Annotated in this window: 17 protein-coding genes and 2 riboswitches; of the genes, 2 read left to right on the top strand and 15 right to left on the bottom strand. The window is 71.2% G+C overall.

The genetic code is table 11. The features are described 5' to 3' along the window. Positions 1 to 7: 7 nt before the first annotated feature. Genes CKW28_RS22625 through CKW28_RS22610 form a run of 4 tightly spaced genes read right to left on the bottom strand, consistent with a single transcriptional unit; the run spans position 8 to position 4301 of the window. Positions 8 to 1246: an acyl-CoA dehydrogenase family protein gene (locus CKW28_RS22625; protein WP_003924204.1), complete on the bottom strand. Its 1239-nt coding sequence runs from the start codon at positions 1244 to 1246 to the stop codon at positions 8 to 10. Continuing rightward, positions 1239 to 2423, bottom strand: a complete 1185-nt coding sequence (locus tag CKW28_RS22620; protein ID WP_003924206.1) for an acyl-CoA dehydrogenase family protein — start codon at positions 2421 to 2423, stop codon at positions 1239 to 1241. Before CKW28_RS22620 ends, CKW28_RS22625 begins: the two co-directional genes overlap by 8 nt. Positions 2424 to 2451: 28 nt before the next feature. After that, positions 2452 to 3591, bottom strand: coding sequence for a sensor histidine kinase (locus tag CKW28_RS22615; protein ID WP_050811891.1), 1140 nt, complete (start codon positions 3589 to 3591; stop codon positions 2452 to 2454). A 47-nt stretch (positions 3592 to 3638) separates the two neighbouring features. Then, positions 3639 to 4301 (bottom strand): response regulator transcription factor, encoded by a 663-nt coding sequence (locus CKW28_RS22610; protein WP_003924208.1) that lies wholly within the window; start codon positions 4299 to 4301, stop codon positions 3639 to 3641. Positions 4302 to 4470: 169 nt separating this feature from the next. On the opposite strand from CKW28_RS22610, the gene CKW28_RS22605 reads away from it, so the two are divergent. Next, positions 4471 to 4824, top strand: a complete 354-nt coding sequence (locus CKW28_RS22605) for a hypothetical protein (RefSeq protein ID WP_131588010.1) — start codon at positions 4471 to 4473, stop codon at positions 4822 to 4824. Between the two features lie 92 nt (positions 4825 to 4916). Here the strand turns inward: CKW28_RS22605 and metE are convergent, their stop codons facing one another. The 3 genes from metE to CKW28_RS22590 all read right to left on the bottom strand — a co-directional run bounded on the left by metE (position 4917) and on the right by CKW28_RS22590 (position 9769). Beyond that, positions 4917 to 7262, bottom strand: coding sequence for a 5-methyltetrahydropteroyltriglutamate--homocysteine S-methyltransferase (metE, locus tag CKW28_RS22600; RefSeq protein ID WP_081475425.1), 2346 nt, complete (start codon positions 7260 to 7262; stop codon positions 4917 to 4919). A 91-nt stretch (positions 7263 to 7353) separates the two neighbouring features. After that, a riboswitch (cobalamin riboswitch) is annotated at positions 7354 to 7521 on the bottom strand. Between the two features lie 122 nt (positions 7522 to 7643). Then, entirely contained in the window at positions 7644 to 9080 is a 1437-nt protein-coding gene (locus CKW28_RS22595; RefSeq protein ID WP_003924212.1) for a PepSY-associated TM helix domain-containing protein, read from the bottom strand. 152 nt (positions 9081 to 9232) lie between these two features. Next, entirely contained in the window at positions 9233 to 9769 is a 537-nt protein-coding gene (locus CKW28_RS22590; RefSeq protein WP_003924213.1) for a hypothetical protein, read from the bottom strand. Positions 9770 to 10150: 381 nt separating this feature from the next. Between CKW28_RS22590 and CKW28_RS22585 the strand changes: the two genes are divergently transcribed. Beyond that, the gene (locus CKW28_RS22585) at positions 10151 to 10552 is read left to right on the top strand and encodes a heme-binding protein (RefSeq protein WP_040546169.1); all 402 of its coding nucleotides are present in this window, start codon (positions 10151 to 10153) and stop codon (positions 10550 to 10552) included. A gap of 52 nt (positions 10553 to 10604) precedes the next feature. Here the strand turns inward: CKW28_RS22585 and CKW28_RS22580 are convergent, their stop codons facing one another. From CKW28_RS22580 to CKW28_RS22545, 8 genes are all read right to left on the bottom strand, one after another. After that, complete coding sequence (locus CKW28_RS22580) at positions 10605 to 12137, bottom strand: acyl-CoA carboxylase subunit beta (RefSeq protein ID WP_003924215.1); 1533 nt, start codon at positions 12135 to 12137, stop codon at positions 10605 to 10607. Positions 12138 to 12171: 34 nt separating this feature from the next. Continuing rightward, positions 12172 to 13437 carry a lipase LipE gene (lipE, locus tag CKW28_RS22575; RefSeq protein ID WP_003924216.1) on the bottom strand — a complete coding sequence of 422 codons (1266 nt, stop codon included), beginning with the start codon at positions 13435 to 13437 and terminating at the stop codon, positions 12172 to 12174. Continuing rightward, positions 13434 to 13919, bottom strand: a complete 486-nt coding sequence (locus tag CKW28_RS22570; protein WP_003924217.1) for a peroxynitrite isomerase — start codon at positions 13917 to 13919, stop codon at positions 13434 to 13436. The genes lipE and CKW28_RS22570 overlap by 4 nt, the downstream gene beginning before the upstream one ends. Positions 13920 to 13979: 60 nt before the next feature. Continuing rightward, positions 13980 to 14771 carry an ABC transporter ATP-binding protein gene (locus tag CKW28_RS22565; protein ID WP_050811887.1) on the bottom strand — a complete coding sequence of 264 codons (792 nt, stop codon included), beginning with the start codon at positions 14769 to 14771 and terminating at the stop codon, positions 13980 to 13982. Continuing rightward, positions 14768 to 15787, bottom strand: coding sequence for a FecCD family ABC transporter permease (locus tag CKW28_RS22560; protein ID WP_003924219.1), 1020 nt, complete (start codon positions 15785 to 15787; stop codon positions 14768 to 14770). Before CKW28_RS22560 ends, CKW28_RS22565 begins: the two co-directional genes overlap by 4 nt. Continuing rightward, entirely contained in the window at positions 15784 to 16824 is a 1041-nt protein-coding gene (locus CKW28_RS22555) for an ABC transporter substrate-binding protein (protein ID WP_003924220.1), read from the bottom strand. Before CKW28_RS22555 ends, CKW28_RS22560 begins: the two co-directional genes overlap by 4 nt. 58 nt (positions 16825 to 16882) lie before the next feature. Continuing rightward, a riboswitch (cobalamin riboswitch) is annotated at positions 16883 to 17065 on the bottom strand. 43 nt (positions 17066 to 17108) lie between these two features. Then, on the bottom strand, positions 17109 to 17507 hold the full coding sequence (locus CKW28_RS22550; protein WP_003924221.1) for an avidin/streptavidin family protein: 399 nt from the start codon (positions 17505 to 17507) through the stop codon (positions 17109 to 17111). Positions 17508 to 17516: 9 nt separating this feature from the next. After that, positions 17517 to 18380, bottom strand: coding sequence for an AraC family transcriptional regulator (locus CKW28_RS22545; protein WP_003924222.1), 864 nt, complete (start codon positions 18378 to 18380; stop codon positions 17517 to 17519). Positions 18381 to 18389 lie beyond the last annotated feature (9 nt).

The raw sequence follows: 18389 nt of genomic DNA, 5'->3' as shown, positions 1-18389 counted from the left end.
ACCGAGCCTATCCGCTGCCGGTGGCCACCCGCGGGACCCGATCCGGCGACGCGGTGTCCAACGCCAGCGCGGCGACCCGGTCCCGATGCTGTTCGGCGGTGCCGAGCAGGGCGGCGTCGGTGGCCGCCCGCTTGTAGTACAGGTGCGCCGAGTGCTCCCAGGTGAAGCCGATGCCGCCGTGCACCTGGATGGTGTCGGCGGCGACCCGGCTGAACGCGGCCGAACAGACGGCCTGCGCGATGCCGGTGGCCAGCGCCGGATCGTCGAGCTCGCCGGCCGGGTCGGCCAGCGCCCACACCGCGTGGTAGGCGGTGGACCGGGCGTGCTCGACGTCGACCAGCATGTCGGCCAGCCGGTGCTTGACCGCCTGGAAGGAGCCGATCGGCCGGCCGAACTGCAGCCGCGACTTGGCGTAATCCACCGACAGGTCCAGCAGATGCTGGGCCGCGCCCACCTGTTCGACGGCCAGCAGCGCGGCACCCACCTGCAGCGCCCGGGTGATCACCCGTTCGGCGGTGCCGGGTTCGGCGACCAACCGTGCCGGGGCCCCGGAGAACCGCACCGCCGCCTGCGGTCGGGTCAGGTCCATGGTGACCAGCGGGGTGCGCGTCACCCCGGGGCCGGTGGCGTCGACCGCGTACAGCCCGACCCCGTCCGGACCGTCGGCGGCGACCAGCAGGTCATCGGCGGCGTCCACGTCGACCACCTGCGACGCCGTGCCGGTCAGCGTGGCGCCGTCGGTGGTGACGGTCACGGCGGTCGGGTCGAACACCCCGGCCCGGTCGGCGAGGATCACCGCCGCGGTGCGGGCGCCCTCGAGCAACGGGCCCAGCAGCTCGTCGCGCACCGGGCCGGCCGAGGCCGCCGCCAGCGCCGGGACGGCCAGATACACGGTGCCGAAGAACGGGCCGCAGGCCAGTGCCGCGCCGAATTCCTCCACCGCGACGGCCTGATCGACCAGCGTGCCGCCCACGCCGCCGTCGGCTTCCGGCACCGACATGCCCAGCACGCCGAGCTCGGCGCCCAGCCGGGCCCACACCTTCGGGTCGAAACGGGGCTCGGACTCCATCAGCCGGCGCACCGTCTGCTCGTCGAAGTGCTCGGTGCAGAACCTGCGCACCGCCGCGCGCAGCTGCTGCTGCTCCTCGGTGAACGTGAACGTGGGCGAAAGACCAGCTGCGTTGTCGGGCTGTTCCGCAAGCTCCTCAGCTGCGTTGTCGGGCTGTTCCGCAAGCTCCTCAGCCACGCGGGATCTCCTTCCACGGCATGCCGGCGTCGGCGCGCAGATCACCGGGCAATCCGAGGACCCGCTCGCCCAGGATGTTGCGCATCACCTCGGACGTGCCGCCCTCGATGGTGTTGGCGCGGCTGCGCAGATAGCGCTGCTGGATCGGGCCGCGCCAGTCGTCGCCGGAGCCGCCGTCCATGTCGTAGCTGTGGTACAGCACGCCCTCGGGCCCGAGCAGATCCATGCAGAACTGGTAGATCTCCTGATTGAGTTCCGCGCCGACCAGCTTGCCGATCGACGCCTCCGGGCCGGGTCCGCCGACGGTGGCGGTGGCACGGGACCGTTCGGCGGTGAGCCGCTGAGCTTCTGCGCGTAACCACAATCGGGTCAACCGATCCCGCATGACCGGGGTGTGCAGGTCGGGCCGTGACGCCCACAACGCGACCGCATCGGCGATGGTGCCTGACCCGCGCCGGTTGCCGCTGCCGCCCAACGCGCTGCGCTCGTTCATCAGGGTGGTCATCGCGACCCGCCAGCCGTCGCCGACCGCGCCGAGCCGGTGCGCGTCGGGGATCCGCGCGTCGGTGATGTACACCTCGTTGAACTCGGCCTGTCCGGTCATCTGCCGCAGTGGCCGGGTCTCCACCCCGTCGGCGTGCATGTCCAGCACGAAATAGGTCAACCCCTTGTGCTTCGGCGCGTCGGGGTCGGTGCGGGCCAGCAGCAACCCCCACCGGGCGCGGTGCGCCAGGCTGGTCCACACCTTCTGCCCGTTGACGATCCAGTCGTCGCCGTCCGGCACCGCCGAGGTGGCCAGCCCGGCCAGATCCGACCCGGCTCCGGGCTCGCTGAACAACTGACACCAGATGTCCTCGGTGGTGGCCAGCGGTCGCAGCCAGAACCGTTTCAGCTCATCGGTCTGGGCGTGCTCGCGGATGGTCGGAGCGGCCATGCCGTAACCCATCGGGTTCAGCCCCAGCGGCACCGGCCCACCCGCACCCTGCAGGATCCGGTCGGCGACGGCCTGCAACCCGCGTGGCAGGGCCAGGCCGCCGAGCCCCTCCGGGAAGTGCACCCAGGACAGTCCGGCGTCATAACACGCGCCGAGGAACTCCGGAATGGGCACCGAGTTGGGGTCGTGCTCGGCGACCACCCGCCGCGCGAGTTCGGCGACCCGGTCCGCGTCAGTAGTCATGGAGGTCACATTAACGACCGCGGCCGGCTCAGGGTCGTGCGGCCGCCGGAGCCGGCAGGACGACTTCGACGGTGAGGCCCCCGTCGGGTCGGGCGGTCGCCTCGATCGTGCCCTGATGCGCCTGCACGATCGCCGCGGCGATGGAGAGCCCCAGCCCGGCTCCCGAGGCCCGGGTGTCGCGGGTGAGCCGCCGGAACGGCTCGAAGAGGGTCGGCAGGTCCTCGTCGCGGATGGGCTCGCCATTGTTCGAAACACGGAGGAACACCTGAGAATCCGACAACGATCCGGTGGTGACGACCACCCGTGGCGAGTCGTCGCCGCTGTACTTCACGGCGTTCTCGATGAGATTGTGCGCGAGCCGTTCCAGCAGGGTCGCGTCACCGCGTGTGACGGCCTCCGACAACGTCGTGTCGACCTCGACCGATCGGGCGCGGGCGGTGCCGGCCAGCTGTGCCGCGGCATGGCCGGCCACATCGGCGAGGTCGACGGTGTGGGCGTCGATCACCCCGTTCTCGGCGTTGGTGAGTGCCAGCAGTCCGGTGATGAGCCGCTCGAGGCGCTCATTGACCTCCAACAGATCCGTGCCGAGCCGGATCAGCTCGGGTGACCCGGGGTTACGGCGCATCGCGAGCTCGATCATGGCCCGGCTCACCGCTACCGGGGTCCGCAATTCGTGCGACGCGTCACCCACGAATCGCCGTTGCCCGGCGAAGGCGCGGTCCAACCGGCAGAGCATCTGATCGAACGTGTCGGCCAGGTCCTTGACTTCGTCAGCGGGCCCGGCGAGCTGAATCCGTTCCCGCAGACCCGAACTCAACGCAGGAGCCCGGGATATCCGGCGTGCGGTGGCGGTGACCCGGTGCAGCGGGGACAGGACCCGGCCGGCGACCAGCCAGGCGACGACGGCGGCGAGCGCGGTCACCGCCGCCATCGCGACAGCCCCGTAGAGCAACAACGAGTTGGTGGCGGCTTCCTGTAATTCGGCGCGGTGCCGGTCCATCCAGGCCGCCACCCCGGACACTTCCGGACCGGTCGGCTCCGCCGGCGCCGTGTCCGGCGGACTCCGCCGCATCACGACCGGACCTCGCCGGGAGAGCTGCAGGTCGACCAGCGCATAGGTGATCGCAAGAAGCAGCGCCGCCGCCGCGCACGAGACCGCGGCGCTCATGATCGTGATGCGACCGCGCAGAGACACCCGACCGGACCATCGACCCCTCACGACCAGCCCACCCGGTACCCGGCCGAGACGACGGTGTGCACCACCGTGGGGTCCCCCAGCTTGCGCCGCAACTTGTGGATCGTCAGGCGCACCGCGCTGGTGAACGGATCGGCGTTCTCGTCCCACACCTTCTCCAGCAGATGCTCGGCGGAGACCACCGCACCGTCGGCGCGCATCAGTTCGGCGAGCACGCCGAACTCCTTGTTGGACAGCGGCACGTACCGGCCCGCGCGGAACACCGTGCGACGGGCCGGATCGAGGACGATATCCGCGCAGCGCAGCACCGGCGGCGTAGCCGGGCCGGTCCGGCGGCCGAGGGCCTGCACCCGCGCGGCCAGTTCGGGCAGGGCGAACGGTTTGACCAGGTAGTCATCGGCCCCGAGGCTGAGTCCGTCCACCCGATCGGCGATCTCCCCCGCCGCGGTGAGCATGATCACCCGGACGGTGGCACCGTCGGCCACCAGACGCCGGCACACGTCATCGCCGTGCACGCCGGGCAGGTTGCGATCGAGCACCACGACGTCGTAATCGTTGACGTCGAGACGCTCCAGGGCGTCGTCCCCGTCGTGGCTGACGTCGACGGCATGGCTGTCCGCGCGCAGCCAGTCCGCGACCGCGTCCGCGAGTTCGGGTTCATCCTCGACGACGAGAATCCGCATGCAGCCATGATGCAATCGGACGTGTTTCCCTCGTGTTTGCGCCGGCCGCCGACGGCGCCGGGGTGACCGCACACGAAAAGCGGCAGGAAACGCCGGCGAAACAGCCGTCGTGGTTGGTTATCCCCTGCGGCCGGACCGTCCGGACCGCGCCACGAGAGGAGATACGCCGATGAATGCTGCAGATGCCCCTGGTCACCCGTGGGTGCGCCGCGCCGCCGCCGCGGTCGGTGGGGCCGCGGTCACGGCCGGTGTGATCTGCGCCGGGCTGGCCGCGGCCGGCGCCGCTTCCGCCGAACCCGACCCGGCCCCGTCTCCCGGGCCCGTGCTGCGCACCGAACTGCCCGAGGGGGTCGAGCGGGTGGTGTTGCGGGATGAGGTTCCGCACGAGTTGCCCGGGTTCGACATCGCATCGCTCCCGCCCGACAGTGCGGGGGTGTTCGTGAAGACGGACGGCAGCACCGAGCCGATGCCGGCCGGTCACGCCGAGCGGCTCCCCGACGGTGGGGTCCGCGTCACCCGGTGAGGGTGAGCGCGCGATCCCGGTGACGCTGCCGGTCCCGCACCCGCCGGGGTGCGGGACCGGCATCCGTCGGCCCCGGTCCGTCGCACGCGGGCTCACAACGCGGCCCGCACCTCCTCGGCCGCCTCGACCATGTTGCGCAGCGACGCGACCACCTCCTCGGTCCGCCGGGTCTTCAACCCGCAGTCAGGGTTGACCCAGAGTCGTTCGGGAGGAACGGCTTTGAGCGCCTCCCGCAGTGAGGAGACGATCTCCGCACGGGCCGGCACCCGCGGCGAGTGGATGTCGTACACACCCGGTCCGACGCTGTTGGCGAAACCGGCGGCGTTGAGGTCGTCGAGCACCTCCATGTGCGAGCGGGCCGCCTCGATCGAGGTGACGTCGGCGTCCAGATCGGCGATGGCGCCGATGATCTCGCCGAACTCCGAATAGCACAGATGGGTGTGGATCTGGGTGGTGTCACCGACCCCGGTGGTGGCCAGCCGGAACGCCGACACCGCCCACGCCAGGTAGAGGTGGCGGTCCTTGGCGCGCAGCGGCAGCAGCTCCCGCAGCGCCGGCTCGTCGACCTGGATGACCGCGATCCCGGCGGCCTGCAGATCCACCGTCTCATCGCGGATGGCCAGCGCGATCTGGTTGGCGGTGTCGGCCGGCGGCTGATCGTCCCGCACGAACGACCACGCCAGAATCGTCACCGGACCGGTGAGCATGCCCTTGACCGGCTTGTCGGTCAGCGACTGCGCGTAGGTGATCCAGTCGACGGTCATCGGCCGCGGTCGGGCCACATCGCCGTAGAGGATCGGCGGCCGCACGCACCGGGTGCCGTACGACTGCACCCAGCCGTTCCGGGTGGCGGCGAAACCGTCGAGCTGTTCGGCGAAGTACTGCACCATGTCGTTGCGTTCCGGCTCACCGTGCACCAGCACGTCGAGGCCGAGCTCCTCCTGCAGCCGGATGACCGCGGCGATCTCATCCCGCATCCGCCGCGTGTACTCCGCCTCGTCGATCGCACCGGACCGCAGCGCCGCCCGGGTCCTGCGGATCTCCACGGTCTGCGGGAACGAGCCGATCGTCGTGGTGGGCAACAACGGCAGCCGCAGCCGCTCCTGCTGAGCGGCCCGCCGCGCCGCCGCGGGCGCCCGCCGGAGCCCTCTGGCGGCGATGCCCGCCAGCCGTGCTCGGACCTGCTCGTTGCGCAGCCGGGGATCGGTCTTGCGGGATGCCAACGCCGCCCTGGCCGCGTCGATGGCGTCGGCGACGGCATCGCGGCCGTCGCGCAGCGCGGTGGCCAGGGTGACCACTTCGGACACCTTCTCCGCACCGAACGCCAGCCAACCGCGCAGCGAATCGTCCAGATCCGTCTCGGCGTCCAGCGAGTACGGGACATGCAGTGTGGAACACGAGGTGGACACGGCCACCGCGGCGGTGCTGCCCAGCAGGGTCGCCAGGGTGCCCAGCGCCGCCTCCAGGTCGGTGCGCCACACGTTGCGGCCGTCGACCACCCCCGCGACCACGAGCTTTCCGGCGAGTTCGGGAACCTGGGCGACCGGCTGACCGGCGCCGGCGACCAGGTCGATGCCGATCGCCTCAACCGGGGTGCGGGCCAGCGCGGACAGCACGCCGCCCAGCTCACCGAAGTACGTCGCCACGAGAATCCCGGGCCGGGTGGGGGTTTGGGCCAGGGTGATGTAGGCCCGGTGGGCCAGCTCCGCCGCATCGGCCAGACTGTCGGTGACCAGGATCGGTTCGTCCAGTTGCACCCAGGCGGCCCCGGCGTCGGCCAGCAGGCCCAGCAGCCGGGCATACAGCGGCAGCACCTCGTCGAGCCGTTCGATCGGTTCCGGGCCGCCGTCGACGGCCTTGCTCAACGCCAGGAACGTCAGCGGTCCGAGGATCACCGGACGTGCCGGAACACCCTGCTGCAGCGCCTCTTCCAGTTCGGCGAGGACCTTGTCCGGATGCAGCGAGAAGGTGGTGTCCGGTCCGATCTCGGGGACGAGGTAGTGGTAGTTGGTGTCGAACCACTTGGTCATCTCCAGCGGCGCGACGGTGTCGGTGCCCCGGGCGGCGGCGAAGTAGCGGTCCAGGTCATCGGCCAGTTCGGCGTTCCCGGTGACCCGCGGTGGCAGAGCCCCCAACATCACCGCGGTGTCGAGCACGTGGTCGTAGTAGGAGAACGTGTTGACCGGAACCGAGTCCAGCCCGGCCTCCACCAGCCGGGCGTTGCCGGTGCGGCGCAGGTCGGCGGCCACCTCGTGCAGCGTCGACCGGTCGATCCTGCCGGACCAGTATCCCTCGACCGCTCGTTTGAGTTCGCGGTTGGGGCCGATGCGTGGCGTGCCCAGTACGGTGGCCCGGAACGGTTGCGGTGTGGGTCGGGATGTCGGTTGCGATGTCGCTTGGGATGTCACTCGGCGTCCTTCGGTGCGGGGGATGCTCATCGCCTTTGGGCGCCCACCGACCGACAGCCGGTAGCCATCAGCCCAGTCCACGAGGCGATGCGCGCCGGACGCGGCGCGCCCGGCACAGCCGGCAGGTCTTCGGACTCGCAGGCATTCGTCTTCGGTTCCTACTGGCCGTCGCTTCCCAGCCCTTGCGGGCCAGTGCCGATGACGGCGGTCGTTCCTGCACACCGCTGCGGGACAGTCCCGGACTCTCACCGGGTTCCCTCTCATGACGGTCCGTGGAGGGATCCGCCACTCGATGCCGATGCGCCGCGGCGCGTCGGCAAACCAGCTGCACCGCTCAGGGTACCCTGCCCGGCGATTCCGCCGGGCAGGGCCGCCAGACCGGCTGCGTCGGAGCGGTATTCAGCCCGGCCTTCAGGTGCGTCGGCGCTTGTACCACGCGACTGCCGCGTCGACCGCCACGAACGCCAGCAGACTCAACCCGAACAGCGGAAGGAACCAGCCCACCAGCGCGGCGGTCAGCACCAGAACCGTCGCCGGCAGCGGGCCCAGTGCGCGCAGGGCTCCCCGCAGCGGCGGCCGCCCGACCGCCCAGGCCGTTCCGCGGACCGGCCGGCGCTGCCACCACATCCGGTAACCGCGCACGATCAGGTAGATCAGCCCGACCGCGGTGAGGATCAGCACCACCTGGTTGACGACGCCGAACAGGATTCCCATGTGGGCGTCGATGGTCCACCGGGTCAGCTTGGCCAGCAGCGGCCAGTCGGCGAAGTCCACCCGGTCGGTGATCTCCCCGGAAACCGGATCGACCGCCACCGCGTCATTGCGGGTCGGCCAGTCCCGCTTGCGCTCCGCGGCCCGCCAGGCCTCACCCGGTTCGGCGGGCGGGTACAGCCACATCGGGCCGGCCAACCCGGCCTGCTGAGCCGATCGCAGCACCGTGTCCACCCCGGCGAGCAGCTCGTCACCGGAACCGGTCCCGCTGTGGTGACCGGCATGGCCGTGCTGCCCGGTTGCCGGGGTGCTCAGCGACGTGTCGACCGCGGGGGCCTTCGAGTTGAGCTGCTGCTGCAGCCGATCCACCGACGCGCCGCCGTACCGGGACCAGGTGATCCCGGTGGCCGACAACCCGAGCAGCGCCACCAGCAGCCACACCCCGACCGCGGCGTGCCGGGACACCGCCCGGTTGCGGCTGTTCGGACTGCCGTCGGGGCCGGCCCGGTCGGGGAGGGCCAGCCGCCGCAGACCCCCGGACCGGCGGCGGTGCCGCACCCACAGAACCAGGCCGGCGAGCGCGATCACCCACAGCCAGCTGGCGGCCAACTCGCTGTAGTGCCGGCCGACGGCGCCCAGGTGCAGGTTGCGGTGCAGCTCGTCGAACCAGGCCCGCACCGGCATCCACTGGCCGTAGGTGGTCAACGTCCCGCGCACCTCGCCGGTGTAGGGGTCGACGAACACGGTGCGGGCGTAATCCGCCGGCACCCCTGACGTTTCCGGGTCGACGGCGAAGGTCACCTGGGTGGTCTCCTCGGCGGTCACCGGTGGACGGACCGACGACACCGCGCCCGTGGGGTGGGCGGCCCGGGCGGCGGCGATCTGCTCGGCCAGCGGCAGCCGCTGCTCGCCGACCCGGTCGACGGTCAGTTCATGGCGGTGCACCGCGGCGTCGATCTGCGGGATCAGCGCATACAACAGCCCGGTCACCGCGGCGATCAGGATGAACGGGCCGACGAACACGCCGGCGTAGAAGTGCAGCCGGCGCAGCAGCGCCAACACCGGGTGACGGTGCGCCCGGGTAGCGGGGTGGACGCGGCTGCCGGAGTCCACCCGGTCTTCTCCAGTGGTGGTCATGGGATTTGTGCTTTCGGAACGAACGGGCCGACGCAGCAGCCGGGCCGGGTCGGCGGGGACGGGAGACGTCGGCGGTCGACGGCGACGTCACAAAGTGAGACGCCCGGCCACGAACCGGGGCGTCAGGAGATGTTCAGGAGAGCTCTTCGGCGTCAGGCGCCGGCGTACCCCCGGTGCGGGGGAGCCCGCATCCCCAGTCCCGAGCACCACAGGACAGACTGCGCGGCGACATGTCTGGCCGCCCGCAGCGGTGAGCGATCAGGGGTCCGCCCGGCAGGGCGCAGCACCAGCCGCAGCCAGCACAGCACCGAGCGGGCCACCAGGTAGAGATATTCGCCCAGCCCGATGAGCAGGCCGAGCGCCACCGCGGCCGCGGCGTGCGCGGCCACCATCAGCGCGGTCAGACCATGTCCGTGGCCGCCCGCGGTGAGCGTCAACGCGAAGTGGCCGATGAACTGCCCGGCGCCGAGCGCCGCGACCAGCACCGCCGCCCGCGCGGCGCGGTGGCCGGTGGTCAGGGTCGCGGTCAACGCGCCGACCGTGGCGCAGCCGACTAGCAGCAGGGTCAGCGCGCCACTGCCCGGCAGGGAGCCGCCCGCGGCGCCGTGGGCGGCGCCGGTGAGCAACGCAGAGCAGGCGCCGACCAACCCGCCGCGCAGATACCGCGCCCGTGCCGCCGGTGTGCTCACGGCTCATGACGCTACAAGCCCGGGCCGACCGCCACCGGCACGGGTCGGCCGACGCCGGCGCTCCGCGACGATTGCCGGCTCCACCGGAGAATCGGGCGAATTTCACCCGATCAGAGATAACAATTCGATCACACCGAATATCACGATCATTTAAGAGTGCGTCGAGGAATGTAAGAATCCGCCCGATTCGAGCGCAAATCGTCGTGCTCCGCCGGGTATGTCGCGGCAAATTGAGATGAACGTCACGCCGCTCCTCCGTAACGCTTTCACCTGCGTGTTCACCGAGCGCGAAAGCCGCCGGGAGCGGGTTTTCGGCGCGGTTACCGTGGAAAACCGGGACGGGGACAAAACATCAATTCCGTGCCAAGAAGGAAAGTGATCATGAATTTCAGCAGTACCTCTACACGCCGGCGATTCGCCGCGGTCTGTGCCGGTTCACTGCTCGGGGGAACGATGGTTGCGGCGGTTGCCGTGCCGGTCGCGTCCGCGGCGCCGGAGCAGTGCACCGCGAGCGCGGTGTCCAACACCGTCAGCTCGGTCACCGGGTCGGCGCGCGACTACCTGGCCGGGCACCCCGGCGCCAATCAGGTGTTGACGGCCGCGGCCGGCCAGCCGCGGGCGGAGGCGTCGGCCAACGTGCGGGCCTACTTCACCGCCAACCCGAACGAGTACTACGAGCTGCGCGACATCGTCGCACCGATCGGTGACGTGCAGCGGCAGTGCGACGTCACGGTGCTGCCGCCGGATCTGGCGTCGGCCTACGACGAGTTCATGGCGGGCTGACCCGCCCCCACGTGGTCCTGCCGCCGTCCTCCGGGACGGCGGCAGGCTCTTGTCACCAGGTGTCGACGAACCTGCGCGGCGGGCGGTCCCGCGGCGCGGCGGTGGCCGCCGCCAGCGTGGCCGCGATCAGCCCACGGGTCTCGGCTGGGTCGACGACGTCGTCGATCTCGAAGTGCATGGCCGCGTTGAGCGCGGCGGCGTGCCGCTGGGCCGCCGCGGTGGCCTGGCGCACCCGCTCCTCGCGCTCGGCCTCGTCGGCGATCGCCTCGAGTTCCTTGCGCATCCCGAGCCGGACGGCTCCCTCCAGGCCCATCGGGCCCAGATGGGCGCCCGGCCACGCCACGGTGAGCACCGGTTCGTGCAGACCGCCGCCGGCCATCGCCTGGGCGCCCAGCCCGTAGCCGCGGCGCAGCACCACCGCGATCAGCGGCACCCGCAGCGCGGCCCCGGCGACCAGCAGCCGCGAACCGCGCCGCACCAGGGCCTCGGCCTCGGCGGCGGGGCCGACCATATAGCCCGGACAGTCGATCAGGCTGATCACCGGCAGTCCGAACACATCGCACAGTTGCAGGAACCGGGCGGCCTTGTCCGAGGCCGCGGCGGTGATGGCGCCGGCCATGTAACGGGTGTCGTTGGCCAGCACCCCGACCGGGCGGCCGTCGATGCGGGCCAACGCGGTCACCATCTCGCGGGCGAACCTGGGCCGCAACACGGTCACCGAATCGGCGTCGGCCAAGGTCTCGATGACCGGGGTGACGTCGTAGGCCCGCCGCGCCCGCTCGGGAACCATGGTGCGCAGCACCGTCTGGTCCGCCACCTCCCCGGGCGCGGTGCTGCCCTGGAAATAGCCGAGCAGCCGTCTGGCCGCCGCGACCGCCTCGGTCTCATCGGCGACCACGAGGTCCACCACCCCGTTGGGTTCCTGCACCGAGATCGGCCCCACCTCGTCGGGGTGCACATCGCCGAGCCCGCCGCCGGCGATCATCGCCGGACCACCCATGCCGATCGAGGTGTCGGCGGTGGCCACGATCAGATCCGCCGCCCCGGCGATCACCGCGTTCCCGGCAAAGCAGCGGCCCTTGACCACCGCGATCCGCGGCACCAGCCCGGACAGTCCGGCCCACAGCTTGAACGCCCGCACCTGTAGCGACGACACCGTCGGATGGTCGGTGTCGCCGGGCCGGCCGCCGCCGCCCTCGGCGAAGAACACCGTCGGCAGCCGCATCCGTTCGATCAGGTCGAACAGCCGGTCCTTCTTGAAGTGCCCGAACACGCCCTGGGTGCCGGCCAGCACGGTGTAGTCGTACGACAGCACCGCGGCCGGCCGTCCGTTGATCCGGGCGGTGCCGGCGACCAGCCCGTCGGCCGGGGTGCGGGCGATCAGGTCGGCCAGGTCGCGGCGCTGCCGCTGCGCGGCGACGACGAACCGGCCGTACTCGACGAACGACCCCGGGTCGACGAGGTCTTCGATGTTCTCCCGGGCGGTCCGCCCGCCGGCGCCGTGTCGGCGCTGCACCGCCTCGGGCCGGGCGGCGTCGGTGGTCAGCCGCCGCCGCCCCAGCAGTTCGGCCAGCTCGGGACGCATGGAGTCTTGCGGGTGATCGGGCACGCTCTGGACTCTAGGCCCGGGGGAATTCCGCGGCGATGCGGTCCAGCACCGCCGGGTACCGGTTGGCCTCCCGGTGGTTCCCCGGCTTGCCGCTGCTGACCACGGCCGCCGCGAGCCGGCGCTCCGGGTCGGCCCACATCGCGATGTTGACCAGCCCGGTGTGCCCGAACGCGGCCGGGGCGTTGCGTCCGAACGGGCCGAACCGCTTGGAGCCCAACATGTATCCGAGACCCCACCGCAGCGGCTGCCCGCCGGTGGCCAGATCCGGGCGCAGCCGGCGGCACTGCCGGGTGGCCGCCCGCAGGGTCTCCGGCGCCAGCACCCGCACCCCGTCCAGTTCGCCGCCGCGGCGCAGCAGTTCGGCGAACCGGGACAGCTCGAACGCATTGGACACCGTGTTCGACGACGGCACCACCCCGGTGAGGAACTGCGGGGTGTTGGAGAACGGGATGATCTGGTGCAGGGTGCCGCCCACCGCGGTGCGGAACGCCGCCGCGATCGGCGCGGGCAGCGGTTTCCCGGTCGGATGGCTGGGTGCGACCAACGGGACGTCGTCCGGCGCGACACCGAAGTTGGTCCACCGGAAGCCCAGCGGCTCGAGGATTTCGGTGGCGAGGATGTCGCGGATGTTGCGGCCGGTGGCGGCCGAGACGATCTCGCGGATCAGCGGCCCCCATGTCACCCCGTGGTAGATGTGCACCAGCCCGGGGCGGTACAGCGGTTTGAGGTTCCCCAGCATCGTGCGGGCGTACTCGCTGTCGTCCATCCGGCGCAGATCCGGCCGCGGGCCGGTGGCGAACGGAACCCCGGCGCTGTGGGTCAGCACATGCCGGATCGTGGTGCGGTCCTTGCCGTGGCTGGTGTAGCCGGGCAGGTGGTCGCACACCCGGTCGTCGAGGCTGAGGTGGCCGCGTTCGACCAGCATGTGCACCACGGTGGTGGCGATCGCCTTGGCCGCCGAGTACACGCAGAACGGGGTGTCGACGCGCACCGGCACCTTCTCCGCGTCGGGCGGATCGGTGGGGGCGTTGCCCCAGCCGTGCCCGATGGCCCGGTTGAGCACGACCCGGCCGTCGTGGCGCACACACACCTGGATCGCCGGGTGCATACCGGCCCGGTACCAGTGCCGTACCGCCTGCCAGATCCGTTCCACCGCACTGGGATCGATGCCGGTGTGGTCCTCGTCGCCGACCGCGGTCACCGCGTCCAGATCGGCCGGGACCCTGATCCGGCCATCCGGGGTGGCGCCGGCGCCGGTCGTGTTGTCTCGCGTCATGCGGTCTTCCGGTGCAACGTCGCGGCCAGATGGTGCTGCAGCGGATGTCCCACCGCGGCCATGTCCAGTGAATAGGTCAGCTCATCGCCGTCGACGCGGATCGACCGGCGCACCGAGGTGACCGATTTGGCCGACGAGGTGACCCCGACCGTGGTGGACGTCAACTCCATCTCGATGACCCCGTCGGTCACGGTCAACGGGCCCTCCAGGATCTCGGTGACGCCGGTCGGCTGGGCCAGCACCCACTCGACGCGGTGCGGCGCCGGAACCCGCAGGTAGCCGGTCTCGGTGTGCAGGGGCCGCCCGTCGTCGGCGGCGCGGGTGCGCTGGGTGTAGGTGAGAAACGGCTTACCGGCGTGGTCGAAGGTCACTTCCTCGTAGTAGCCGAACGGCTCGATGGTGGGATATTCGCCGGTGCCGGCACCTGCCCAGGTGCCGAGCAGCGGTGCGAGCCGCGCGACGTCCGGATGCAGATCTGGCACGTGTGCCAGCCTACGGCTCGCCCGGGGCGCCGGCCCAGTGCCCGGCCCGGACCGGGAACGTCAGCCCAGGAACCGTACGTACAGGCCGGTGTCGTCGTGCCCGATGCGGGCGCGGACCCCGTACACCCGTTCGACCAACTCGGCGGTCAGCACCCCGGCCGGTGGGCCGGCGGCCACCACCCTCCCGTGGGCCAACACCAGCAGCGCATCGCAGAACGCCGCCGCCAGGTTCAGGTCGTGCATCGCGATGACCGAGGTGAGCTCCGCGTCCCGGACCATCCGCATCAGGTCGAGCTGATGGCGGACATCGAGGTGGTTGGTCGGCTCGTCGAGCAGCAGCACCTCCGGCTCCTGGGCGAACGCCCGGGACAGTTGCACCCGCTGGCGTTCCCCGCCGGACAGCGTCGCGTAGTGCTGGTCGAGCCGGTCCGCCACGTCGGTGGCGGCCGCGGCCCGCTCGATGATCCGGAGGTCGCGGTCGGACAGCGCGGCCCACGGCCGGCGGTGCGGGATGCGGCCGAGCGCGATAACGTCGCGCACCCGTGGGTCGCTGTCGGTGCCGGACTCCTGTTCCACGACGGCCACCCGGCGGGCCACCTGCCGGCGGGCCAGGGTGGTGACGTCCTGATCGTGCAGCCGGATCACCCCGGAGCTGGGCCGGCGGATCCCGGCCAGCATCCGCAGCAGGGTGGATTTCCCGGATCCGTTGGGGCCCAGCAGGCCGACCGTCGACCCGGGTGTGACGTCGAGCGACACCCCGTCGACGATGAGCGTGCCGCGCACCGTCCAGCACACCCGATCGGCGCACACCGCCGTCTGAGCGGTTGCGGTCGCGTCTCGGACGTCGGTCATACCGCACGCCTCCGGCGCAGCAGGATCAACGCGAACACCGGCACCCCGATCAGCGCGGTGGCCACCCCGACCGGCAGTTCCTGCGGGTCGATGATCACCCGCGCCACGGTGTCGACCCACACCAGAAACACCGCGCCGATGACCGCGCTGAGCGGCAACAGCCGACGGTGGGCGACCCCGACCAGCGCCCGCGCCACATGCGGCAACACCAGCCCGACGAACCCGATCGCCCCGGAGGTGCTGACGATCACCGCGGTCATCGACGCGGTCACCAGCAGCAGACCGAGCCGGGTCGGGCCGACCCGCACCCCGAGGCCGGCGGCGGCGTCCTCACCGAAGGTGAACGAATCCAGCGACGACGCCCACACCAGGCAGGCCACCAGGCCCGCCGCGACCAGCGCGGTCACCACCGCGACATCCCGCCACGACGCGCTGGCCAGCGAACCGAGCAGCCAGAACAGCACCCCGCGGGTCTGTTCGGCGTCGGCGGCGGTGAACACGATGAACGACGTCAGCGCCGAGAACAGCTGGGTGGTGGCCACCCCGGCCAGGATGACCCGGTCGGTGCCGCCCCCGGCCGCCACCGTCAGCAGCAGCACCAACCCGAACGCGCCGACCGCGCCGATGAACGCGCCGCCGGCCAGCCCGATCGACCCGGCGCCGACCCCGAGCACCACGATCGACACCGCACCGGTGGACGCCCCCGAGGAGACGCCGAGCAGGAACGGATCGGCCAGCGGATTGCGCAGCATCGACTGCAGGATCACCCCGCACACCGCCAGACCGGCTCCACACGCGGCGGCCAGCAGGCTGCGCGGCAGCCGCAGATCCCAGACGATGCCTTCCTGGATGCGGGTGAGACCCGACGGCGGTCCGGCGAGTCTGGCCCGCACCACGGCCCACACCTCGCCGGCCCCCACCGTGGACGGGCCGATCGTCACCGCCACCGCGATCGACGCGAGCAGCGCCGCCAGCCCGAACGCGCCCAGCAGCCAGGCGCGGTGGGCAAGGCTCACCCGCCGAACCCGAACTCGCGCAGCGCCGCCGCCACCTGTTCGACACCGTCGACGGTGCGGATCGACGGGTTCATCGCGGCCCCGGACAACGGGATGTAGCGCTGCTCCCGGACGGCAGTGAGCTCCCGGGTGACCGGATGGGATTTTAGGAACTCGATCTTGGCGGCCGCGCTCTCAGCGGTCTGACTCTTGCGGGTGAGGTCGCCGATGATCAGCACGTCCGGGTCGCGGTCGGCCACCGTCTCCCAATTGACCTGCGGCCATTCGGCGTTGGTGTCATCGAAGACGTTGGTCAACCCGAGGGTGCGGGCGATGATGCCCGGGGCGCCGCAGCATCCGGCCAGATACGGTGATTCGGAGTTGGCGAACCAGAACAGCACCCGCACCGGTGCGCCGGGTGCGGTGTCGGCGGCCGCGGCCATCCGGGTCTGCAATTCCTCGACCAGCGCGGCCCCGCGGTCCGGGACCCCGAAGATCTCGGCCAGGTCGGTGATCTCCTGGTAGACCGTGTCCATCTCGAGCGCCGCATCACGCGACCCGTCACCGTCGGTGTCGTTGTTCTTGATGCAGTCCGCCGGCGACAGATAGGACGGGATGCCGAGCTGCTCCAGCGCCTCCGGGGTGGTCACACCGCCCGGGCCGAGCGTGGAGGCGAACGATGCGGTGACCAGATCCGGTTCGGTCTGCAGCACCCGCTCCAGGGAGGGATGGTTGTCGGCCAGCCGTTCGACGCCGGCGTTGTCGGCGGCGAGGTTCTCCCGGACCGGGTCGGTCCACGTCGCGGTGCCGACCATCCGGTCGGCCAGTCCCAGCGACAACAGGATCTCCGTCGACCCCTGATTGAGCGACACCGCGCGCTGAGGTGGGGCGGGGATCGACACGGTCCGGCCGCAGTTCTCCAGCTGGACCGGATAGCCGTCGGCGGTGTCGGGGGATGCGGACGTGGCGGCCGATCCGGCACAACCGGTCACGGTGAGCACCGCGGCGAACGTCGCGGTCAGCTTCGTGACACGGGCATTCCTGATACGGGCAGGCATACACAGACCTTTCGAGGCCGGGGCTCGTGACGCGGAGCCGGGGGTACGACCTCGCGGCGCAACGCCGGGAGGGCCAGCAGGTCTTCGGGCTTCGGCTCAAACCGGGCCGAGCGCCTTCCCAGGCGGTGTCGCCCAGTGGCATCGTGCTCGGCCCGTCACCGTCACCGCTGCGCGTCAGCTCCGGATTCGCACCGGATTCCCTGACCCCGGGTGCGGGGTGCGACTGGCAGCCAGAAAGTTAGCAGGCCGGTCGGACCGACCCGCGGTGTGGGTTCAGCGTGGGTTCAACGGCGGAAGTTGCTGGCGCCGGTGAGCACAGCGCTCCACAGATCGGTGGGCTCGTCGGCGTCCTTGATGTCGCGGCCCAGCAGCCACATCGCCTTGATGACTTCGTTGCCGTCCTCGACCGTGTGCTGGCCGACCCAGCTCGACAGCGAGGCGTAGGCGCCGAAGTTGACGCAGAACGCGAGCACATCACCGGCCACGAACCCGGTCACCTCGAACTTCTGCGTCGGTTGCGGGGCGCCGACCGCGGTCTGGAAGGTTCCGGTCACCCTGCCCTGTCCGTCGACCTCCAGATGCAGTTCCGAGCCGAGTTCGTTGAGCCACGTGCCGTTGAAGTCGACCGGCCGTCCGGAGCTCTGCGCCGATTTGCGGAGGCCGGAGATGTGCTGAAGAACCATATGGTGTTCTTACCCGATCGGATCGGCGCTGGTGGGCCTGCTGTGCGGATCGGTGCTGATTCGGTGCCGGTAGGCCGACGGGGTCTCGCCGCAGAACTGGGTGAACGCCCGGGTGAAGGCGCTCAGACTGTCGAAACCGACCGCGCTGGCGGTCTCCTGCACCGACTGGTCCGGTGCGGCCAGCAACGCCATCGCCTTGAGCATGCGGGCGTGCAGCAGATAAGTGCGCCAGGAGATTCCGGTGGCCTGCCGGAACTGTCGGCGCAGGGTGCGTTCGGACACCGCGACCGCGCGGCTGACCTCCTCTGCGGTCACCGACTGCAGATGCTCCTTGGTGTAGGCCATCGCCGCGGCCACGATCGGGTGGTCTGAGGTGGGCAGGCTGAGCGGGGCCTCGTGATCGAGGGCCTCCGACACCAGATGGGCCAGGGTGCGGAAGAAGGTGTCGGAGATCTCGTCGCCGTGCGGCCGGTCGATCGGCCAGCGCAGCGCGTAGATCATCATCTCCCGGATCAGCGGTGACACCGCCAGGATCCGGGCGCGGTTGCCGGCGTCGGGCACCAGCTGCGGGTCGAACATCACCGCCACGGTCTTGACGTCGGGGTTCATCGTCGCCGAATGTTCCAGGCCGACCGGCAGCCACGCCGCCTGCTGGGGTGGGAGCAGATAGTGACCGGTCCGGGTCTGGACCTCGACGACCCCGCCGATGGCGTACTCGATCTGGTGGACGTCGTGGGAGTGCCAGCCGGTCTGCAGTTTGTCGCCCTCGTACAGATAACTGCCGCCGAGGGCGCGGCCGCCGCGGCGCAGATCGATCTGCGGCGGCTTGGCCGAAGAAGCTAAGTTCCTGGCCGATAGCGCAGAGACGGTCACGGTTTCTCA

This window comes from Mycolicibacterium thermoresistibile (genome assembly GCF_900187065.1).
In the GTDB taxonomy this organism is placed as follows: Bacteria; Actinomycetota; Actinomycetes; order Mycobacteriales; family Mycobacteriaceae; genus Mycobacterium; species Mycobacterium thermoresistibile.
This window is presented reverse-complemented; position numbering and strand designations above follow the sequence as displayed.

Bases quoted from the DNA above. Each gene is read 5' to 3' on its own strand.
- CKW28_RS22580 (WP_003924215.1), bottom strand. From the start codon at position 12,137: ATGCGTCCCGAGCTGGCCGAACTGCTGGGGCGGCGGCGGCTGACCACC.
- lipE (WP_003924216.1), bottom strand. From the start codon at position 13,437: ATGACGCGAGACAACACGACCGGCGCCGGCGCCACCCCGGATGGCCGG.
- CKW28_RS22615 (WP_050811891.1), bottom strand. From the start codon at position 3,591: ATGAGCGCCGCGGTCTCGTGCGCGGCGGCGGCGCTGCTTCTTGCGATC.
- CKW28_RS22610 (WP_003924208.1), bottom strand. From the start codon at position 4,301: ATGCGGATTCTCGTCGTCGAGGATGAACCCGAACTCGCGGACGCGGTC.
- metE (WP_081475425.1), bottom strand. From the start codon at position 7,262: ATGAGCATCCCCCGCACCGAAGGACGCCGAGTGACATCCCAAGCGACA.
- CKW28_RS22565 (WP_050811887.1), bottom strand. From the start codon at position 14,771: ATGACCGACGTCCGAGACGCGACCGCAACCGCTCAGACGGCGGTGTGC.
- CKW28_RS22605 (WP_131588010.1), top strand. From the start codon at position 4,471: ATGAATGCTGCAGATGCCCCTGGTCACCCGTGGGTGCGCCGCGCCGCC.
- CKW28_RS22585 (WP_040546169.1), top strand. From the start codon at position 10,151: ATGAATTTCAGCAGTACCTCTACACGCCGGCGATTCGCCGCGGTCTGT.
- CKW28_RS22620 (WP_003924206.1), bottom strand. From the start codon at position 2,423: ATGACTACTGACGCGGACCGGGTCGCCGAACTCGCGCGGCGGGTGGTC.
- CKW28_RS22550 (WP_003924221.1), bottom strand. From the start codon at position 17,507: ATGGTTCTTCAGCACATCTCCGGCCTCCGCAAATCGGCGCAGAGCTCC.
- CKW28_RS22595 (WP_003924212.1), bottom strand. From the start codon at position 9,080: ATGACCACCACTGGAGAAGACCGGGTGGACTCCGGCAGCCGCGTCCAC.
- CKW28_RS22555 (WP_003924220.1), bottom strand. From the start codon at position 16,824: ATGCCTGCCCGTATCAGGAATGCCCGTGTCACGAAGCTGACCGCGACG.